The 18,817-nt window shown below is 63.6% G+C and carries 15 protein-coding genes; 5 read left to right on the top strand and 10 right to left on the bottom strand.

The window, feature by feature from the left end; translation table 11 throughout:
* Position 1: 1 nt before the first annotated feature.
* From gspG to NRB16_RS20265, 6 genes are read right to left on the bottom strand one after another with little or no spacing between them, the layout of a single operon-like run.
* A complete protein-coding gene (gene gspG, locus NRB16_RS20290; protein WP_084709954.1) occupies positions 2 to 433 on the bottom strand; it encodes a type II secretion system major pseudopilin GspG in 432 nt (143 codons plus the stop codon).
* A gap of 18 nt (positions 434 to 451) precedes the next feature.
* Positions 452 to 1,654: a type II secretion system inner membrane protein GspF gene (gene gspF, locus NRB16_RS20285; RefSeq protein ID WP_253118128.1), complete on the bottom strand. Its 1,203-nt coding sequence runs from the start codon at positions 1,652 to 1,654 to the stop codon at positions 452 to 454.
* 3 nt (positions 1,655 to 1,657) lie between these two features.
* Entirely contained in the window at positions 1,658 to 3,106 is a 1,449-nt protein-coding gene (locus tag NRB16_RS20280; protein ID WP_257106816.1) for a GspE/PulE family protein, read from the bottom strand.
* Between the two features lie 5 nt (positions 3,107 to 3,111).
* Positions 3,112 to 5,058, bottom strand: a complete 1,947-nt coding sequence (gspD, locus tag NRB16_RS20275; RefSeq protein WP_257106805.1) for a type II secretion system secretin GspD — start codon at positions 5,056 to 5,058, stop codon at positions 3,112 to 3,114.
* Between the two features lie 2 nt (positions 5,059 to 5,060).
* Positions 5,061 to 5,486 carry a pilus assembly protein PilZ gene (locus NRB16_RS20270; protein ID WP_045487129.1) on the bottom strand — a complete coding sequence of 142 codons (426 nt, stop codon included), beginning with the start codon at positions 5,484 to 5,486 and terminating at the stop codon, positions 5,061 to 5,063.
* On the bottom strand, positions 5,483 to 7,123 hold the full coding sequence (locus NRB16_RS20265) for a lipoprotein UxpA (protein ID WP_257106804.1): 1,641 nt from the start codon (positions 7,121 to 7,123) through the stop codon (positions 5,483 to 5,485). Before NRB16_RS20265 ends, NRB16_RS20270 begins: the two co-directional genes overlap by 4 nt.
* Positions 7,124 to 7,554: 431 nt before the next feature.
* Between NRB16_RS20265 and NRB16_RS20260 the strand changes: the two genes are divergently transcribed.
* Positions 7,555 to 9,609: a PhoX family phosphatase gene (locus NRB16_RS20260; RefSeq protein WP_257106803.1), complete on the top strand. Its 2,055-nt coding sequence runs from the start codon at positions 7,555 to 7,557 to the stop codon at positions 9,607 to 9,609.
* Between the two features lie 127 nt (positions 9,610 to 9,736).
* On the opposite strand, the gene NRB16_RS20255 is transcribed toward NRB16_RS20260, so the two are convergent.
* The 3 genes from NRB16_RS20255 to gspK all read right to left on the bottom strand — a co-directional run bounded on the left by NRB16_RS20255 (position 9,737) and on the right by gspK (position 12,686).
* Positions 9,737 to 10,195, bottom strand: a complete 459-nt coding sequence (locus NRB16_RS20255) for a transposase (protein ID WP_257106802.1) — start codon at positions 10,193 to 10,195, stop codon at positions 9,737 to 9,739.
* Positions 10,196 to 10,251: 56 nt separating this feature from the next.
* Positions 10,252 to 11,475, bottom strand: a complete 1,224-nt coding sequence (locus tag NRB16_RS20250; RefSeq protein ID WP_257106801.1) for a transposase — start codon at positions 11,473 to 11,475, stop codon at positions 10,252 to 10,254.
* A 254-nt stretch (positions 11,476 to 11,729) separates the two neighbouring features.
* Positions 11,730 to 12,686: a type II secretion system minor pseudopilin GspK gene (gspK, locus tag NRB16_RS20245; protein ID WP_257106800.1), complete on the bottom strand. Its 957-nt coding sequence runs from the start codon at positions 12,684 to 12,686 to the stop codon at positions 11,730 to 11,732.
* A gap of 281 nt (positions 12,687 to 12,967) precedes the next feature.
* On the opposite strand from gspK, the gene tatA reads away from it, so the two are divergent.
* Positions 12,968 to 13,189 (top strand): twin-arginine translocase TatA/TatE family subunit, encoded by a 222-nt coding sequence (gene tatA, locus NRB16_RS20240; RefSeq protein WP_257106815.1) that lies wholly within the window; start codon positions 12,968 to 12,970, stop codon positions 13,187 to 13,189.
* 6 nt (positions 13,190 to 13,195) lie between these two features.
* Here tatA and NRB16_RS20235 read toward each other — a convergent pair whose 3' ends face one another.
* Positions 13,196 to 14,269 (bottom strand): sigma-54-dependent Fis family transcriptional regulator, encoded by a 1,074-nt coding sequence (locus NRB16_RS20235; protein ID WP_045494198.1) that lies wholly within the window; start codon positions 14,267 to 14,269, stop codon positions 13,196 to 13,198.
* 335 nt (positions 14,270 to 14,604) lie between these two features.
* Here NRB16_RS20235 and NRB16_RS20230 point away from each other — a divergent pair, with 335 nt between their 5' ends.
* From NRB16_RS20230 to NRB16_RS20220, 3 genes are all read left to right on the top strand, one after another.
* Positions 14,605 to 15,834 (top strand): lipase family protein, encoded by a 1,230-nt coding sequence (locus tag NRB16_RS20230; protein WP_257106799.1) that lies wholly within the window; start codon positions 14,605 to 14,607, stop codon positions 15,832 to 15,834.
* 85 nt (positions 15,835 to 15,919) lie between these two features.
* A complete protein-coding gene (locus tag NRB16_RS20225) occupies positions 15,920 to 17,119 on the top strand; it encodes an LLM class flavin-dependent oxidoreductase (RefSeq protein WP_257106798.1) in 1,200 nt (399 codons plus the stop codon).
* Between the two features lie 25 nt (positions 17,120 to 17,144).
* A complete protein-coding gene (locus NRB16_RS20220) occupies positions 17,145 to 18,716 on the top strand; it encodes an ABC transporter substrate-binding protein (protein WP_257106797.1) in 1,572 nt (523 codons plus the stop codon).
* Positions 18,717 to 18,817: the final 101 nt, after the last annotated feature.

Raw genomic sequence — 18,817 nt, 5'->3', positions numbered from 1 at the left:
GTTACAGGCTCCAGTTACCAATATCGCTGTCGGTGCCTTCGCCACCCTCGACACCGTCGGCGCCCAGCGAGTAAATGTCGATGCGCCCGTGCTGACCCGGTGCGCGGTAGCGGTACGGGTTGCCCCACGGATCATCCGGCAGGCGACGAATGTAACCATCGGCGCGCCAGGCACGGGCCAGTGGCTCTACGCTCGGCGCCTTGACCAGTGCGCTCAGGCCCTGCTCGCCGCTGGGGTAACGCAGGTTGTCGAGGCGGTACATGTCCAATGCCTGCTCCAGGGTCGACAGGTCGGCCAGCACTTTCTGGCGCATGGCCTTGTCCTGGTTGCCGAGCACGCTGGGCGCGACCACGGCGATCAGCAGGCCGATGATGAAAATCACCACCATGATTTCCATCAGGGTGAAACCGCGCTGGTTGCGGGAACGAGGCATAACAAAAGTCTCCATGAATCAGAAGGACAGGCCCTGGTTGAGCTGCATGATCGGCAGCAGCACGGCGAGGACGATAAACAGCACCACCGCGCCCATCACCAGGATCATCAGGGGTTCGAACAACGCCATGAGTGTGTCGACCTGGCGGGTGAAGCCACGCTCCTGGTTATCCGCGACCCGTTCGAGCATGTCGGGCAGCGTGCCGCTGGCCTCGCCGCTGGCAACCATGTTCAACAGCAGCGGCGGGAAATGCCCGGCGCCGGTCAAGGCACGGTGCAGGCTGACCCCGCCTTCGACCTGGGCCTGGACGCTCTGCAACGCGCGGTGCACCTCGCGATTACCGACCGTGGCGGTGGCGACCTGTAAAGCCTCCAGCAGCGGCACGCCGCTGCCGGCCAGAATCGCCAGGCTGCGCGCCAGCCGGGCGCTTTCCAGCACACCTAGCAGCTCGCCGACCTGGGGCCAGCGCAACAGCGAGCGGTCCAGGCGCAACCGCCAGTGCGGCTTGCGCAACAACCAGCCAGCGCCCGCACCACCGAGCACCAGCAGCCCGAGCAACCACGGGCCGGCCCACACCAAAGCGTCACTCAGGCCGATCAGCAGCCGGGTCACCAGCGGCAGGGTCTGGCCGCTGTGGTTGAACTGTTCGGTGAGCTTGGGCACTACGAAGGTCATCAAGCCCATCACCACCGCCAGCGAAACCAGCATCAGCACGGCGGGATAAATCATCGCGGTGCGCGCCTTGTGGCGCTGGCGCTGGACCTGCTCCAGATGCTCGGCCAGACGCTCCAGCACCGGCGCCAGCTTGCCAGAGCGTTCGCCGGCCTCGACCAGCGAGCAATACAGGCCATCGAACAGGCCACCCTGACGGCGCAGGCTCTGGGCCAGACTGTGACCTTCAGCCAGCGAGCCACGCACCGCCACCAGCAGGTTGCGAATCGCTGGCTGTGCCAGTTGTCGCTCCAGCGTGCCCAGAGCATCGACCAGCGCAATGCCGGCGCTGGACAGGGTCGCCAGTTGCCGGGTCAGTTCACATAGCTGGCCATGATTGAGCCGCTGGCTGCGCGGCAGCCGGGTGCTGGCAGCCTGCACCTGCAGGCTGCGGGCGAACAGGCCCTGTTCGCGCAGCAACTGCCGGGCATGCCGTTCGTTCTCGGCTTGCAGGCTGGCTTTGCGCAGACGGCCGGCCTGGTCCAGCGCCTGATAGGAATAAGTCGGCATCGGTCAGCCCCGTACCGCGCGCAGCACTTCGGCCAGGCTGGTCTGAGCGCTGCGCAGACAATCGCTGGCCATGGCCGCGAGGGTCTGGCGCTTGCCCTTGAGGTAATCGTGCATCGCCACCTCACTGGCGCCGTCGTACAACAGACGAATCAGGCCGTCGTCCAGTTCGATGAACTCATACAGGCCAATTCGCCCGTCGTAGCCACTGCCTTGGCACTGCTCGCAGCCGACGGGATGGTAGCTGTGGGTCAGCTCGGCCAGTTCCGGCCATAGTTCGCGCTCGGCCGGCTGCAAGGGCTGCGCGGTCGCACAGTGGCACAGCCGACGTACCAGCCGCTGGGCCATCACGCCCTTGAGGCTGGAGGCAATCAGAAACGGCTCGACCCCCATGTCCCGCAAGCGTGTCACCGCCCCCACCGCGCTGTTGGTGTGCAGCGTTGAGAGCACCAGATGCCCGGTCAGGCTGGCCTGCACGGCGATCTGTGCGGTTTCCTGGTCGCGGATTTCACCGAGCATGATCACGTCCGGGTCCTGACGCAGAATCGCCCGCAGACCACTGGCGAAGGTCAGCCCGGCGCGCGGGTTGATCGCGGTCTGGCCGATGCCGGTGATCGCGTATTCCACCGGGTCTTCGACGGTGAGGATATTGCACGAGCCGTCATTGAGACTGTTGAGGCTGGCGTACAGCGTGGTGGTCTTGCCCGAGCCGGTCGGCCCGGTGCTGAGCACGATACCGTTGGGTCGTGCCAGACAGGCGCGCAAGCCGCGCTCGACAGCTGCGGGCATGCCGAGGTTGGCAAGGTCCAGCAGGCTGGCCTGCTTGTCCAGTACCCGCATCACCACCCGCTCGCCGTGAATGCCCGGCAAGGTCGAAACCCGGATGTCGACTTCACGGCCTGCGGCGCGCAGGGTGATACGGCCATCCTGGGGCTGGCGCTTTTCGGCGATGTCCAGCCGCGCCATGACCTTGATCCGCGACACCAGCATGGCCGACAAGGCCCGCGGCGGACGCAGCACTTCGCGCAGATGACCATCGACCCGCAAACGGATCACCAGGCTGGCTTCAAAGGTCTCGACATGAATGTCCGAAGCCTGCAGCCGCAGCGCTTCGCCAAACAGGCCGTTGATCAGGCGGATCACTGGGGCGTCGTTGTCGTTTTCCAGCAAGTCCTCGATCTTCGGCAGCTCGCTCATCAGGCTGTCGAGATCAACCTGGGCACCGATGCCTTCGATCAGCGCTGCGGTGGCCGACTCTGCGGCCTGGTACAAGCCGCCCAGCCGCTGCTCGTAATCGGTGGCGCTCAGATGCTCGACCGCCGTCGGCCGACCATGCACGCGCAGCACTTCCTGCAAGGTGTCGGTATCGGCCCCGGCGCGCAGCCATAACTGCCAGCCCTGCTCGGTCGGCACCCGGGCAACGCCGGCTTGACGTGCCAGGCGGTAAGCCAGCAGACCACTCACCAGCTCACCTGGCCCAGCCGCTCGCGGCTCGACGGGAACAACTGCAACAGGTTGTCGCTGGCCTTGCGCTCGGACAACGCCAGGTTGGTCGTGGTTTTGAGGTTCTGGTACTTCTCGCTACTCAACTGCGCCAGGGTCTGGTCGTCACGAACAATGCGCGGGCGGATAAACACCATCAGATTCTGTTTGACCCGCTGGCTGGCGCTGGAACGAAACAGCCGGCCGACCCCGGGAATGTCACCCAGCAGCGGCACCCGCTGGTCGCTGTCGGTGGTCTCATCACCAATCAGCCCGCCCAGCACCACCAGGCCGTTGTCGGCGACCATCACCTTGGTCTTGATCTCGCGCTTGTTGGTAATCACATCGCTGGCCGCTGCGCTTTCGGCAATCGAGGAGACTTCCTGAACGATGTCCATGCGCACGGTGTTGTCGATGTTGATCTGCGGCTTGATGCGCAGCTTCACCCCCACTTCACGACGCTCGATGGTCTGGTAGGGGTTGGCGTTGTTCTGGGTCACCGAACCGGTGACGAACGGCACTTCCTGGCCGACCAGGATCGACGCCTCAGCGTTATCCAGGGTCAGCAGGGTCGGGGTCGAGAGCAGGTTGAAGCCGCTCTGGCCTTTGAGCGCGTTGATCAGGGCGATGAAGTTCAGCCCGCCGCCGATATGCCCGACCCCGGCAGCGGCGCCCTGCACGCCCGAGAGCAATTGCGCCAGCCCGGTGCTGTCGCCACTTTGCGCCAGCGCGCCGACAGCGGCCACGCTTGGCGTAGTGCCGCCCGGAAAATTGATCGTGCCGCCGCCCAGGCTGTCGTGCTGGAACAGCCACTGCACGCCAAGCTCTTGCACGCGGGTGTCGGTCACCTCGGCAATGATCGCCTCGACCACCACCTGGGCGCGGCGAATGTCCAGTTGCTCGACGATACTGCGATAGGCCGCCAGTTCACTGTCGGGACCGACCATCACCACCGCGTTGGTGCCCTCTTCATATTCCATGCGCACGCCGTTGCTGCTGACCACCAGCGGCTTCTCGCCTTCGGCGGCCGTACCGGGCGGCGCTGCGCTGTCTTCCTGACCCAGGCCGCGCAGCACCTTGACCACCTCGGCTGCATTGGCGTGGCGCAGGTACATCACCACCGTATTGCTGCTTTGCAAGGCATCACGCGGTTTGTCCAGTTGCCGCAACAGGGCCCGCACGCGCTGGCGGCTGTCGCTGCTGCCGCGCACCAGCAAGGCGTTGCTGCGCGGGTCGGCGACCACCTGGGCACTGTCGGCGCCCTGTTCACGAGCCAGCAGCCGCGTCATCAGTTGTGCGGTGTCATTGGCACTGGCGTGCTTGAGGGCCATGACCTCCAGCGGTTCCTGGCTGACCTGATCGAGCTGCACCAGCAGGTTGTCGATGCGGTCCAGGTTGCTGCGCCAGTCGGTAATCACCAGCAGGTTGGCCGACGGATACGGCGTGATGACCCCGACTCGCGGGTCGATCAACGGCCGCAGGATATTGAGCATCTGTTCACTGGCGGCGTTACGCACATTGAATACCCGGGTGGCCATGCCGTCGTTGGCCTTGCCGTTGCTGCGCTTGGACTCCACCGGCACCGGCTCAAGGCGCGCCGACTCATCCGGGACGATCTTCACACTGCCGTTGGGCAAGTCCACTGCGGCAAAGCCCTGGGCACGCAATTGCGCAAGAAAGATCGCATAGATCTCGTCACTGCCAAGCATCTCGATGCTGCGCACCGTGACCTTGCCCTTGACCCGCGGGTCGATGATGAACGTGGTGTTGGTGATGCGCGACACGCTGTCGATGAACTCCGACAGTTCGGTGTCGACGAAATTGACCTCGTAGACCGGCTCTTCTTCAGCGCCGGCCTGGCCCACGCCCAGCAGGCAGCACAGCAGGATAATGCGCAGGGGATGACGAAAGTGCTTGATGATCATGTTCAGCCCTGTTGCTTGATGCCAAATGGAGGACGCTGCGCCGGCCACGGCAGCCGCTCGCGCTGGCCGTGGTTGTCGAAGATCAGCCCGCGTTCGTCGATGTCTTGCAGCACGATACCGGGGGCCAGCCGCTGACCACGGCTGAGGGTGCGCTGGCGCTGTTCGAAGCGCAGCACCACCACGGTGGCCGCCAGGTCACGGCTCTTGAGGCCGCCGATGTATTCGATCGGCAGGCGGGTCAGCGGCAAGTCGCCGGAGGTCACCGCCTGGCTGTGCCAGTGCTCGCTCAACAACTGCGGCAGCGGCGCCAGCGTGACCGGCGCGGCGGCGCTGGCGCTCTTGCTGCTGATCTGCAACACACACTGCGCCGCCAGCCAGCCGCACAACGCAACCAGCAGCAGATGACTGGCACGGGTGAGGCGGCTCAAGCGTTTGTCTCGCGCGGGTGCCAGCCAGGATGGCCCTGTACGTAACGCACCGGCGGCAGCGCCAGGCTCGCCAGTTGCCAACCGTCTGGCTGTTCGCGCAGCCAGGCTTCCAGGTGTTGCCACAGCGGCTGGCCGGCCTGGGCATCGACGCCCGGACCAAAGGTGCGGCACAGGCCTTCAGGTTCGCCCAGGCCGCTGACACGTTTGCCACTGGCGCTGTAGGTGACCTGCCAGGGCTGGCCGAACCAGCGCGGCAGGTCCTGGCTGTTATCGAGCAATAGCGGCTCACCGAACAGTTGCTCGGCGGCGTTTTCCAGCACTTGCGGCACCTGTTTGGCCGACACATCGACCACCGGCGCCGGATAGCTGCCGGTCAGGCTGAGCAGGTGTTCGCGGGTAATCATCTGCCCACGCTGCAACGGGCTGTCATACCGCAGGCCGGGCAGCAGCACCAGGCTGTCAGGCTTTTGTACCAGAGCCTGATGCAGCAAGCGGTCCCAACTGCCGCCGCGTACATCACGCCGCCAGAGCGGCTCTGGTGCCCGCGCCAGCGGCTGGTCGAGCCAGCCGGCGTGGGCCGCGCGCTGCTGCTGGGCAAGCTGGCGAATCCGCTGGGCCTCGGCCTGATCGGCCACGCTCAGCGCGCCTTCCAGCGCCGGATAAAAATGCGCGCTGAACTGCCACTGACCATTGTTTTGCTGGCAGCGAATACGAAAGGCGCCGCTGGCTCGCATGCCGCCGAAGATCACCGGCACCTGCTTGCCAGACGCTTGCAGTGCCTGCACCGGTTGCGGCCACAGGTCCTGGCCACGGGCACAGAGCAGAATATCCAGTTGGGGAATCCGTTCGGCCAGCCACAGCCCGGGGCCGGTGCCCGTGTCGGCCAGGGCAATCACCAGATCGGCTTCGGCGCGCGCCTGCTCGAACGCCGGTCGCAGGTTGTCCAGCCATTGTTGCAGCGACGGTTTTTGATCTTTCGCGTAAGGGTCGGTGACGCCCACCACCGCGATGCGCAGCCCGCCACGGCTAAAGAAGCTCACTGGCCGGGTGCCGAAACGCTGCGCGGTGTCAGCGTCCAGCCCCGCGCCCAGTACCGGATGTTTGAACTGTCGGTACAAACCGGCACAGGCTTGCGGCCAGAGCAGACGCTCGTCACTGCTGACCCGTACTTCGCTGCCCAGCAGCGCACTGCCCTGCACACCGGACAAGCCTTGGGTCAGGTACGCCAGGCCACTGCCATTCCAGCACTGGCCGTTCTCCAGAGTCAGGCTATTGCCTTCCCCGGCCTCGTTGCGCAGGCGCTGCAACACGGCGCCAAGCACCGGGTAACCGCCCGTTTGCACCTCACCGGCCTGGCTGGCATCGAGCAATGGGTCAAGCATGCGTTGCTGTGCGGATCGCGCATTGGCCCCGCTGATCCAGGGGGCCTGGCCGATCCGGGTCGCCGGGCCAAGGCGCGTGGCAGGTACTACCGGCAGGCCGGGCTGGCGTGCGTCCAGGGTATCGGCGACGTACAGCAGGTCGACCTGGCCACCCTGGCCGGCGGCCCCACCCAGCGTCGAACAGGCCGATAACCAGGGAGCCATGGCGCCCATGGTCATCCACCCCAACACACCGCGCCGCCGCAAAGAGACCATCGTTCACACACCCTGGAACTGTTTCAGTACAGGGGCGGCATATTGGCGATGACAAATGACAGTTTGATGGCAGTTTTGCAACTAAGGAGCCATCATCGGTGCCATCAGCAGCTGAGAAAAAGCGCCACTAACAGCAATGGATTTTTCCCGTCTTTACGACAACCAATGATTGTCAGACAAACTAACAATCAAACTCAGGACTCGCGGCGCTCCGTTTTAATAACGCTAAACCTGATAAAAATCAGTCCACTGCGTCAGGCTCATAAAAACAGCAGGTTGCATTAGAGTTTGCTCACGCGCCTGTTACATATTGAAACAAACCCTCTAAAGCTGGTGGCATAATTTAATCAAACTGCCAATTAATCATCACACTTGGCTCTTAAAGTCCGCGGTTCCTTTTCCAAACCAACTCTCATAAAAGGACCTGATGGATGAGTCGTGATACCGGCGATAACCTGAACCGCAACCCGAGCGTCAACGAACCCATGGGTTCAGTCATCGACACGTACCTGAGCCGTCGCAGCGTCGTGCGCGGTGGCCTGGGGGCGGCGATTGCCCTGATTGCCGGTACTGGCCTGACCGGCTGCTTCGACAGCGGTGGCGGCAGCTCCAGTGATGACGCGCCGACCACGCCGACCAATCCGGTCACCCCGACCCCGGAAGTGCCGAAACTGAAGCTGGGCTTCAACTCCATTCCTGGCTCGCGCACCGACGCCTGTGTGGTGGCGGCCGGTTACGTGGCCCACGTTCTGGCGCCATGGGGCACCCCGTTCAACAGCACCGCCAATGCCTGGAAAAACGACGGTACCAACACCTCTACCGACCAGGCCAACTCGGCCGGCATGCACCACGACGGCATTCATTACTTCCCGATCAATGGCAGCTCCACTGACGGCATCATCGCCATCAACTACGAGTACATTGATGAAAACGCCCTGCACCCGAACGGCCCGACCACCGTTGCCGGCAAGCGTCCGGTTGAAGAAGTGCGTAAGGAAATCAACGCCCACGGCGCCGGTGTGATGCATGTGCGCCGGGTTGATGGTCGCTGGCAGATCGTCGATAACGACCCGCTCAACCGCCGCTTCACCACCGCCTCGGTGATGAACCTGTCCGGTCCGCTCAAAGGCACCGACCACGTCAAAACCAAGTTCTCTCCGGACGGCACCCGCACCCGCGGCACCAACAACAACTGCGGCAACGGCTACACGCCATGGGGCACTTACCTGACCTGTGAAGAAAACTGGCCGGGCATTTTCGTCAACAAAGGCACCGTGCCGGCCGATCAACGCCGGATCGGCGTGGCCACCAGCGAGACCAACTACCAGTGGGAAACCGCCGCCGGTGACAGCTCAGAGGTCAACGACGAGTTCCGCCGCTTCAACATCACCCCGACCGGTGCCAGCGCCACGGCGGACTACCGCAACGAAGCCAGTACCTACGGCTACATCGTCGAGATCGACCCGTACAACAACACCAGCGTGCCGGTCAAACGCACCGCGCTGGGCCGCTTCCGCCACGAAGGTTGCTGGCCGGGCCTGCTGACCGAAGGCAAGCCGGTGGTGTTCTACATGGGTGACGACTCGCAGAACGAATACCTCTACAAGTTCGTCTCCACCGCACTGTGGAGCGCGGCCGACGCCAACCCGAGTGATCGTCTGGCCACCGGCGCCAAGTACATGGACAGCGGCAAGCTGTACGTGGCGCGCTTCAACGCGGACGGCACCGGCACCTGGCTGCTGCTCGACACCACTTCCGCGACCACCGACGGCAGCACCTTGGGCGCCAAATTCACCGACCTGCCGGGCATCATCCTCAACACCCGCGGCGCAGCCGATGCGGTCGGTGCCACGCCGATGGACCGCCCGGAATGGACCGCGGTCAACCCGGTCAATGGCGACGTGTACCTGACCCTGACCAACAACTCCAGCCGCACCACCGCCAACGCTGCCAACCCGCGTGTGCCGAACCGTCACGGCCACGTGATCCGCTGGCACGACGCCGACAACCAGACCTCGTTCACCTGGGACATCTTCGTCTACGGCGCCAACGCCTCGGGCACTGCCGACCTGAACCGCTCCGGCCTGACCGAACTCAACCAGTTTGCCAGCCCGGACGGCATGACCTTCGACAGCCGCGGCATCCTGTGGATCCAGACCGACAACGGCGAATCGACCATCACCAGCTACACCAACGACCAGATGCTGGCGGTGATTCCGAGCAACATGGTGGACGCCGCCGGCAAGCAAGTCCCGGTCAACGCCAGCAACCAGGCCGACCTGCGCCGCTTCTTCGTCGGCCCCAACGGCAGCGAAGTGACCGGCGTGACCTTCACCCCGGACAACAAGAGCATGTTCATCAACATCCAGCACCCGGGCAACTGGCCGTCCACCCAGGTGGCCACTGACGTCACAGTCGGCAAGGTACGACCACGGGCGTCGACCGTGGTGATCCAGCGCGCCGACGGGGGCGAGTTGGGGGTCTGATCGACCCGGATTGCGATACCCCCGGTAGGAGCGGCTTCAGCCGCGAAGGCCGCGATGTGAAGGCTTCGCAGCTGAAGCTGCTCCTACGGGGTTGCGTGTTTGCTGCACGACAGGGTGGACACGCCACTCAGGTCCAAACGCAATCCCACAACGGATAATCCCCCTCGCTTTCGACCAAACCTGCGCGAACCGGGTTGGCAATCACATAGCGCGCGATCTCCAGCACCTGCTCTGGCGGCCTCGCGGCATGATCGTGATAACCCTTCTGCCAACGTAGTGTCTGGTTGCCGCAAGCACGATTGATCGCATAGGCATTTGCGCCTTTAAGCTGCTGCATCAGTTGGCTCAAGGAACCTGAGCGTAGCTCGAACAACCAGTGCAAGTGATCCGGCATCACTACCCAGGCCAACGAATTCACCGCCCCAGCCTCATGCAGGCAACGCAGTTGTGCGACCAGCATCCGACCAATATGAAACTGCGCAAATACTGGAGCCCGTTCCCGGACGGCACATGTCACCAGATAGATTTGCCCCTGTATCGAGCGGCGACCAATACGAAGATTACGTGCATGAGCATGAGCAGGCATTCCATTGCCCTCCTTGACATCCTCCCCGGCCTGAAGGCCGGAGACTCCTACGGCGCTCAGGCGCGGCATCGAGCCGCCCCCGAGTCGCTTCGGTGGGTTCCTGCTGCTGGCGCCATGACCTCTGCGCTCACTTCACAGGCTAACCGGGCGTGTCCCGCCCTTAGTACATTCATCGCGCCAACCACATCGGCGTTGCCTTCAAAACCACATCCCACGCACCTGAACAGCGCTTGCGTCTGGCGGTTGGCCGCCGACACATGGCCGCAACAAGGGCACGTGCGGCTGGTATTCTGCGGCGGCACGGCAATCAGCCAGCCGCCGCGCCACGCCAGCTTGTAGTCCAGTTGGCGGCGGAACTCGAACCAGCCCTGATCGAGAATGGCCCTGTTCAGGCCAGATTTGGCCCGGACGTTTCTTCCCGGTGCCTCTGCCGTGCCTGCCGCCGACCTGGACATATTCCGTACCTGCAAGTCCTCGATACACACCATCGCGTGGTTTTGGCTGATCGTGGTGGAGCACTTGTGCAGGTAGTCGCGGCGGGCATTGCCGATTCGGGAGTGAATGCGCTGGACGCAGGCTTTCGCTTTCTTCCAGTTGCGGCTGAATCTGACCTTGCGGCTCATCGCCTGCTGCGCTTTGCACAGCGCGGTCTCATGGCGTTTGAAGCTGTTGAGGGGTGCGTAGAACGAACCATCCGAAAGCGTGGCGAACCGGGCAATGCCCATGTCGATGCCGACTGCCGCCCCCTGTGCCGTGGGCTGCTCATCGACCTCGCGTTCGGTCTGGATGCTCACGAACCACTTGCCACACGACTGGCTCACGGTGATGTTCTTCACCGTGCCAGGCACCTCGCGGCTGTTGCGGTAGCGCAGCCAGCCCAGCTTTGGCAGAAACAGGCGACTGTTGGTCTGGTCGAGCTTGATCTGTTTCGGGTCGGGATAGCGGAAACTGTCGCGCTGCCCCTTCTTCTTGAAGCGGGGGAAGTCGGCTCGCTTGGCGAAGAAGTTGGTGTAGGCCCGTTCCAGATCCTTGAGGCTCTGTTGCAATGGGTGAACAGGCGCATCGGCCAGCCATGCGGTTTGCGGGCTATTGCGCCACTCGGTCAGCAACTTGCACAGGCCCGCATAGCCGAGCTTGTTCTCACCTTGCTCGTGGCGCTCCTTCTGCAACGCCAGCGCCTTGTTGAAGGCGAAGCGACAGGAGCCCGCAAAGCGGCGCATTTGCCGCTCCTGCTGGCCGTCCGGCATGAGTTCGTACTTGAAGGCTTGAAGTCGTTGCATGCTGCTCTTGAGCCATGAGCAATGAAGACGCCATTAGGCGCGGACGGCACGGTGTTTTCAAGCTGCATGACCATGGGGTCTTTGTAACGAAAGATCGCCGTATAAGGGCATCTGTGTCGCCATGTTACTGCGCATCATCCTGTGGCGGTGCGTCCATCGAACAGCAGCAGACACCCCATTGCAACCAGGGACGGCTACGCCGTCCGCGCTATCCTTCCCCGCCCTGAACGGCGGGGCTTGTCGCGCCTCGATGGTCAGTGGCCAAACACCTCCCGTCCTCGCACCACCATCTGCTGCGCCGGCACCCGGCCGTGCCACTTCACCACACCCCGCGCTTGCACCCGGTACTGGCTGCTGAACAGTTGCCCGTCCAGGCGGGTGTCGATTTGCAGCAGAAAATGATCACCATTGAGCAACAGCCCTTCGCTCAACCGGGCAAAGGCATCGTCATCCATTGCGCCCATAACCTGACGCAGGTCGCTGGCGTCTTTATAGCCGCTCGCCGGGCGGCCGGTGATCAGGCGGGTCAGTTGGGCGCGGGACAGGTCGCCCTGGTACAGCGCCTCCAGCAAGGGCAAGTGCGCAAGGTTCAGCGCATTGGCATTGAGCCGCCAGCCTTCGTGGTCCGGCAAGGCGCACAACGCACCCGCCGCACCGGGCATGCGCAGCGCCAGCAGGTTCAGCTCGCTGATGTCGGCCATCGGCTGGTTGGCGGCCAGGCGTGGCGGTGACTGGCGTGAGTATTCGTGGTTTTCCGCGCCATGCAGGCGTGGCTGATGATTGCTGTCCAGCCAGTCGATCAGGCTGTCGGCCAGCCGCTCGGCGGCCAGGTCATCGCCCAGCAGGTGCAACAACTGGCCGCGAGCGCGCTGCGCTTCCGGGCCGATCAGGCTGTTGACGTTGAAGCAGGTGTGCAGGTCGATAATGCGGATGCTGGAACTGCCACCCTTGAAGTCATAGCTCAGCGGCTGGCCGCGCAGCGCCTGCCAGAACATCGGGCTGGCACGCCACAGCGAGTCCTTGAGCGCCTGTTCGGCAAACGCCAGGGCGGCCTTCTCGATGGCGCGGGCCTGCACGCGCTGCTGAATCAGACGCACGCCGTCGACCTCCTGACGGCCCTGTTGCACCAGCCAGGTCAAGCCACCGGCGAGCATGGCCAAGACCACCAGCACCATCAGCAGCGCCGCGCCTTGTTGTCGATTCCGGTCCATCATCACACCTGTCTGCCGCGTTGGAACGTTAGGGGCTGTTGCCGTTTCAGCGCAACCCGCAGGGCCGTGGCTGTTTCGTCGCACGCCCTCCAACAGACTGAAGCCTATGCAAACCGACAAAACAGACCTCGGCGCGGTTGTGATGAAACGGCAACAGCCCCTAGTCAACACAGGCAATGTTGCAACCTCATGTAAACCGCGCAAAAACGTCACGCGCCCGTCATACAGGCCCGGCAAGATGCGTGTTCATTTGGCAAATCAATTACCTGGAGCGTTGCGTAATGGGCGGTATCGGAATCTGGCAACTGTTGATCGTGCTGCTGTTGGTGGTCTTGCTGTTTGGCACCCGCCGCCTGAAAACCCTCGGTACCGACCTTGGCGAGACGATCAAGGGCTTTCGCAACTCAGTGAGCGATGCCAAGGGCGACGACACCCTCGCGCATCACAACAGCCTGAACGACGCCAGCCGTGCAGCTGCGCAGCAAGCCGAAAGCAAGCACTGAGGCCAATCAGTCTGCGCTCTTGGCCAACTCGCCGATCTTCTCCAGCCGTGCGCGCACGATATTGCGGCTGATGCCCAGCAACCGGCCGGTCTGCAACTGGTTGCCATGGCAGAAACGGTAGGCGGTGCGGAACAGGGTTTCTTCGATGTGTTCGTACAGGTCCGGGATGTTCTGTTCGAACAGCGCAATCAGGGCACTTTCCAGATTGGCCGGCGGCGCCAGCGGGCGCGGTGCCGCCGCAGCCTGCACCGCTTCTTCCTGGCGGATGCCGGATGAACGCATGTCCACCAGGTGCAGGTCGGCGGGTTGCACCACTTCATTGCGGCACACCAGCAAGGCGTGATGAATGGCGTTTTCCAGCTCACGAATATTGCCCGGCCAGCTGTGCATCAGCAGCTTGCGCTCGCTCTCTTCACTCAGCGAGGCGCGGTTATAACCGAGCCGCTGGCAATGTTCGCCGATGAAGAAATCGGCCAGCGGCAGGATGTCGCCCGGCCGCTCGCGCAGCGGCGGCAGGCGAATGGTCGCGACGTGCAAGCGATAGAACAGGTCTTCCCGGAAGTGCCCGGCCACCACGGCGTCGGCCAGGTTGACGTTGGTCGCCGCCACCAGCCGCACATTGATCGGAATCGGCGTGCGTGAGCCCAGCCGCACCACCTCGCGTTCTTGTAAAACGCGCAGCAGCTTGACCTGCATGTTCAACGGCAGGTCACCGATTTCATCGAGAAACAGCGTGCCGCCGTCAGCGGCCTCGAACCAGCCGGCCTTGCTGTTGGTGGCACCGGTAAAGGCGCCCTTTTCATGGCCGAACAGTTCGCTCTCCACCAGTGATTCTGCGAAAGCGCCGCAGTTGACCGCCACGAACGGCTCACGGCCTCGCCGGCTCAGATGGTGGATATGCCGCGCCACCAGCTCTTTGCCGGTGCCGGTCTCACCGATGATCAGGGTATTGGCTTCACTGGGCGCCAGGCGCTCGATGCGGCTGAGCAGCTCTTGCGAACGTGGATCCTTGAACACCAGCACGGTGGCCCGCACCGATTTGGTCAGTTCACGGGCATGAGGATGAGTGAGCAGCGACATGTTGCGTACCTGGCAGTGAAAGCGCCCGGCCATCTTTGCACGAAAGTTCATAGCTCCTTTAATTATTAATTTTCATTTGTTTATTCCCAAAAGGGATATATCGAAAAACGTCTCTCGCCCTGCTGCTCCAGCAGCAATCGGTCAGCAGTGGTTGCCTTGCAGCGCGCATCGGGCTGCGTCCCAGGCAACACCCAGCACCCGCTCAATTTCTGGCAAAGCCACGCCGGGCAAGGCCTGCAGGCGGTTTTTCCGGGCATGGCATGCAACCTGCTCTGCTGCTGGCAAGCCGGTCACCGCCGGCATCCGCTCGCTACCTTTGCGCTTAAGGAACTGCCATGAAATTGATTCGCCCGTTCAAGCATTCGGTTGCCGCACTGGCCGTCCTGTTCTCAATCAACGCCCTGGCCGCCGGCGTACACGCCCCCAAACCCGACCCGCTGCAAGGCGATGGCCGGGTCTCGGCGTTCTACACCTGGGAGGACGTGATTCCTGACACCCCCGGCAAGTTGCTGCGCAGCGAACCGCTGGATGCCACCCTGAGCCTGCCCAGCGCCGCCTCGCAGCAACGCATCCTCTACTCCTCACTCAGTGGCATCGACGGCAGCACCCCGATCGCCGTTTCCGGCGCGCTGTTCATTCCCAAGGGCACCGCGCCTGAAGGCGGCTGGCCGGTGCTGAGCTGGGGTCACGGCACGGTCGGCGTCGCCGATATCTGTGCGCCGTCCTGGGCCGGCCGCTCGTACCGTGACGTACAGTTTCTCGACCGCTGGCTGAGCGAGGGCTTCGCCATTGTCGCCACTGACTATCAGGGGCTTGGTGTGCCCGGCGGCCACCCGCTGCTGAACAACCGCGCCGCGGCCTACGGCATCCTCGATGCCGCCCGCGCCGTCGTGAAGTCAGTGCCGGGGCTGGCCAACAAAGTGTTGATCGTCGGCCAGTCGCAAGGCGGTGCCGGCGCCTTTGCCGCAGGCGCCTATGCCGCCACTTATGCACCGGACCTCGGCGTCAAGGGCAGCATCGGCACCGGGGTGATTTACACCGTAGGCGCCAAGAGCGTGGGCAATCAGGACAAGACCAAGGTCGATGCCGCGCTGACTTACGGCTTCTACACCTTGCTTGCGGCGCAGCAGTACGACCCGAGCATCGACCCGAAAGACCACTACACCGACAAGGCCCTGCCGCTGTTCGAGCAGGCACGCACCAGTTGCCTGGCCTCGCTGACCAGCGACGTGCTGGCGCTGGGCCTGACCCCGGCTCAGGCACGCAAGGACAACGACGGCGCCAAGCTCAAGCCGTGGTCTGCCCAAGTCAGCTACCCGACCCTCAAGCTGGCCCAGCCGATCTTCATCGGCACCGGCGCCGAAGACAAAACGCCTGCGGCCCAAACGCAACTGCAACTGATGAAGGACGCCTGCAAGGCCGGCTCCGTCGTCGAGGGTCATCTGTACAAGGGGCTGGGCCATAGTGAAACGGTCAATGCCTCGCTGAAGGACTCGATCCCGTTCGCCAAGAAAGTCATCGCCGGCCAGACCATTACTCCGATCTGCGAACCCACCGCAGGCTGATTGAAAAAGGGCCTTGTGTGCACCCGCCGGGAAGCTGCCAGGGCAGTTTCCCGTTGGCCCTCCATTGATTGTCGAGACCACCCTCATGAGCATCGAATTCTTCAGCCGCCTGCCGCTGCACGGCGAAACCCAATACCTGCCGGGCGACCCGCGTAACCGTGGTGACTGGGGGCCCAGTGACGGCACCGGCGCGGTGTCGGACTTCAAGGTCGGTGACCCGTTCACCTACATCGATTACCTGGGCCAGATCGCCCGCGCCAACGAGATCAACCGCTTTGGCGGGGTGCTGATGGTCAACGCGCCCAGCGGTGAAGAACCGTGGACAGTTTGCTCGTTGCTGGCCCGGGAAACCCGCACCCTGAAGTTCGTCACTGCCTTTCAGCCTTACCACTACACACCCTGGGTGGCCGTGCAGCAGGCGGCGACCTACCAGCGAGCGACAGGCAACCGCCTGGTGTGGAACATCATCAACGGCGGTTCTGACGCGATCCAGCGACAGGTCGGTGACTTCAGCGACCACGATGAGCGCTATGAACGCGCCACGGAATTTCTCGATGTGGTCAAGGGCTTCTGGCACAACGAAAACTTCCACTACCAGGGCAAGTTCTATAGCGCCGAAGGCGGCGGCCTGCGGCATCCGCTGAACAAGGCCGAACTGCCGGTGATCTGCACCGCCGGTTCATCGATTGCCGCAAGGGAATTTGCCGCCAAGCATGCCGATTACTACCTGATGCGCGCCGAGCACCCCGAGCAGATCGCCGCGCTGATTGCCGATGTGCGTGAACGCGCCCTCAAGCACGGCCGTCAGGATATCCGCCTCGGTTTGTCGATCGATGTAATCACCCGCCAAACCGAGGAGGCAGCCCACGCCGAGGCCAAGCGCTTTTTCGATGATGGCATCGCCCGTGGCGCGGCCAAGGCCGTGGCGGCCCATTCGGGCCTGCGCACGGCGCGCAAGCTCAGTTACGAAGAACAGTTCGGCCAGCGCGAAGACGTCAAACAGTACGACGACTTCTTCATCTACCCCAATGTCTGGGCCGGCTTCGGCTATATCGGTGTACCGCCGGGCTGCGCGCTGGTAGGCAGTTACGCAAACGTGGTGGCGCGCATTCGCGAGTACAACGCGCTGGGCCTGGAGCTGTTTTTCCTGGCCGGTTACCCGCACCTGGAAGAAGCCTATCGCCTGGGCCAGCACATCCTGCCGCACTTTCGCAGCGAACGTGGCGAACTGGTGAAAAGCTCGGCCAGCGTGGCGCCACTGGCGGCCGTCGCCAACGCCCACTGAAACCTGAACTCAAGGAGCGCCACGCATGATCAGCCGCAGGCATCTGCTCAACAACACCGCATTGCTGGGGGCCGGCCTGGTGCTGGGCGGCAGCGGCCTGCTCAGTGGCTGCGACGGCGCGGCCCCGGCCAGCCAGGCCAGCGGCCAAGGCACTGGCCAGCCGCAGTATGGCGGGCGGCTGCGGCTGGGCATCATCGATGGTAACCAGAGCGGCAACCTCGATGCCCACAAGCCGGTGGGCAGCGGCATCGTGCGTGGCTTTGCGCTGTACAGCAAACTCTGGGAGTGGGACGAAAACATGCAGCCGCGTCTGGCCTTGGCCGAAGCAGCCGAGGTCAGCCCGGACGCGAAGACCTGGACTCTGCGCCTGCGCCAGGACCTGGAGTTTCATCACGGCAAGACCATCGATGCCGATGACCTGATTTTCTCGATCCGCCGCCTCACCGACCCGCAACTGGCCTCGCCCTATGCGGCGCTGCTGCACTGGGTCGACCGCGACAATCTGGTCAAGCTCGATAAACGCACCGTCCGCCTGAGTTTGCGCGACGGGCGCAGTTACTTTCCGCTGGCAGAAACCTGGGTCAACTTCGGCGGTATCGTGCCGGTGGACTATCACCCGGTCACCAACCCGGTCGGTGCCGGCCCCTACAAGCTCAAGAGCTTTACCCCCGGCCAGCGTTCGGTGTTCAGCCGCTTCGAGAACTACTTCAAGAACGGCAAGCCCTACGCCGACGAGCTGGAAATCATCGATTTCAAGGACCAGATTTCACGCCTGGCCGCGCTGCGCGCCGGGCAGATCGACATGGCCAACGGCATGCCCAGCGAGCAACTGGATGTGCTGCGCCGCGACCCGCGCATCAAACTGGTCAGCTCCGTGACCGGTAACTGGCTGTCGTTTGACATGAACACCGCCAAGCCACCGTTCGATGACCCGCGCGTGCGCCAGGCGTTTCGTCTGCTGGCCAACCGCGAGGATCTGGTGCGCCGTGCGCTCAACGGTCAGGGCCGGGTGGCCAATGACCTGTACTCGCCCAGCGATCCGACCTTCGATCACAGCCTGCCGCCACGCCCCTACGATGTCGCGGCAGCGCGGCAACTGCTCAAAGATGCCGGCCAGGAAAACCTGCAACTGGAGCTGGTGACCACTGCCGGCCCCGGCGCTTCGGCCGCTCTGGTGCTGGCCGAGCAGGCCCGCGCGGCCGGGGTCACGCTCAAGGTCCGCCAGGTCGACCTGCCGACCTTCCAGGGTCCGCAGAAAACCGAATGGCCACTGAGCACCGGCGGCAGCATCGGCGCGCCGTTTCTGGCCAGCGCGATTCATACCGACGCACCCTTTGCAGTGGCCAACAAGACCAACTTCCAGGACCCGGAATTCACCCGCCTGTTTCACCAGGCCATGGCCCAACCGGACCTGGCCCAACGCACCGCGCTGGTTCATCAGTTGCAGCGCATTCAGTACGACCGCGGCGGCATGCTGATCTGGGGCTACACCGACCAGCTCGATGGCTTTGCCAGCCACGTTGGCGGCGCTGGCGCGGAACGCACCCAGTTCAGCACCTGGCGCTTCGAGAACCTGTGGCTGACGGGAAAAGCCTGATGCCAAACCGCTTGCTGTGCGGCTGAAGCCGCGCGCACACCGGCCGACTTTCCGAGCGAACGCACAGGCAGGAAAGCACACCTCTTTAGCAATCAGCACGC

Source organism: Pseudomonas sp. LJDD11, from assembly GCF_024584215.1.
Classification (GTDB): Bacteria; Pseudomonadota; Gammaproteobacteria; order Pseudomonadales; family Pseudomonadaceae; genus Aquipseudomonas.
The sequence above is the reverse complement of the archived record's forward strand: the minus strand, read 5'-3'. Positions and strand labels throughout refer to the sequence as shown.

Excerpts from the sequence above, each read along its gene's own strand:
- NRB16_RS20235 (WP_045494198.1), bottom strand. The coding sequence starts at position 14,269 with ATGTCGCTGCTCACTCATCCTCATGCCCGTGAACTGACCAAATCGGTG.
- NRB16_RS20260 (WP_257106803.1), top strand. The coding sequence starts at position 7,555 with ATGAGTCGTGATACCGGCGATAACCTGAACCGCAACCCGAGCGTCAAC.
- gspD (WP_257106805.1), bottom strand. The coding sequence starts at position 5,058 with ATGATCATCAAGCACTTTCGTCATCCCCTGCGCATTATCCTGCTGTGC.
- tatA (WP_257106815.1), top strand. The coding sequence starts at position 12,968 with ATGGGCGGTATCGGAATCTGGCAACTGTTGATCGTGCTGCTGTTGGTG.
- NRB16_RS20255 (WP_257106802.1), bottom strand. The coding sequence starts at position 10,195 with ATGCCTGCTCATGCTCATGCACGTAATCTTCGTATTGGTCGCCGCTCG.
- gspF (WP_253118128.1), bottom strand. The coding sequence starts at position 1,654 with ATGCCGACTTATTCCTATCAGGCGCTGGACCAGGCCGGCCGTCTGCGC.
- NRB16_RS20265 (WP_257106804.1), bottom strand. The coding sequence starts at position 7,123 with ATGGTCTCTTTGCGGCGGCGCGGTGTGTTGGGGTGGATGACCATGGGC.
- gspK (WP_257106800.1), bottom strand. The coding sequence starts at position 12,686 with ATGGACCGGAATCGACAACAAGGCGCGGCGCTGCTGATGGTGCTGGTG.
- gspG (WP_084709954.1), bottom strand. The coding sequence starts at position 433 with ATGCCTCGTTCCCGCAACCAGCGCGGTTTCACCCTGATGGAAATCATG.
- NRB16_RS20225 (WP_257106798.1), top strand. The coding sequence starts at position 15,920 with ATGAGCATCGAATTCTTCAGCCGCCTGCCGCTGCACGGCGAAACCCAA.
- NRB16_RS20250 (WP_257106801.1), bottom strand. The coding sequence starts at position 11,475 with ATGCAACGACTTCAAGCCTTCAAGTACGAACTCATGCCGGACGGCCAG.
- NRB16_RS20220 (WP_257106797.1), top strand. The coding sequence starts at position 17,145 with ATGATCAGCCGCAGGCATCTGCTCAACAACACCGCATTGCTGGGGGCC.
- NRB16_RS20230 (WP_257106799.1), top strand. The coding sequence starts at position 14,605 with ATGAAATTGATTCGCCCGTTCAAGCATTCGGTTGCCGCACTGGCCGTC.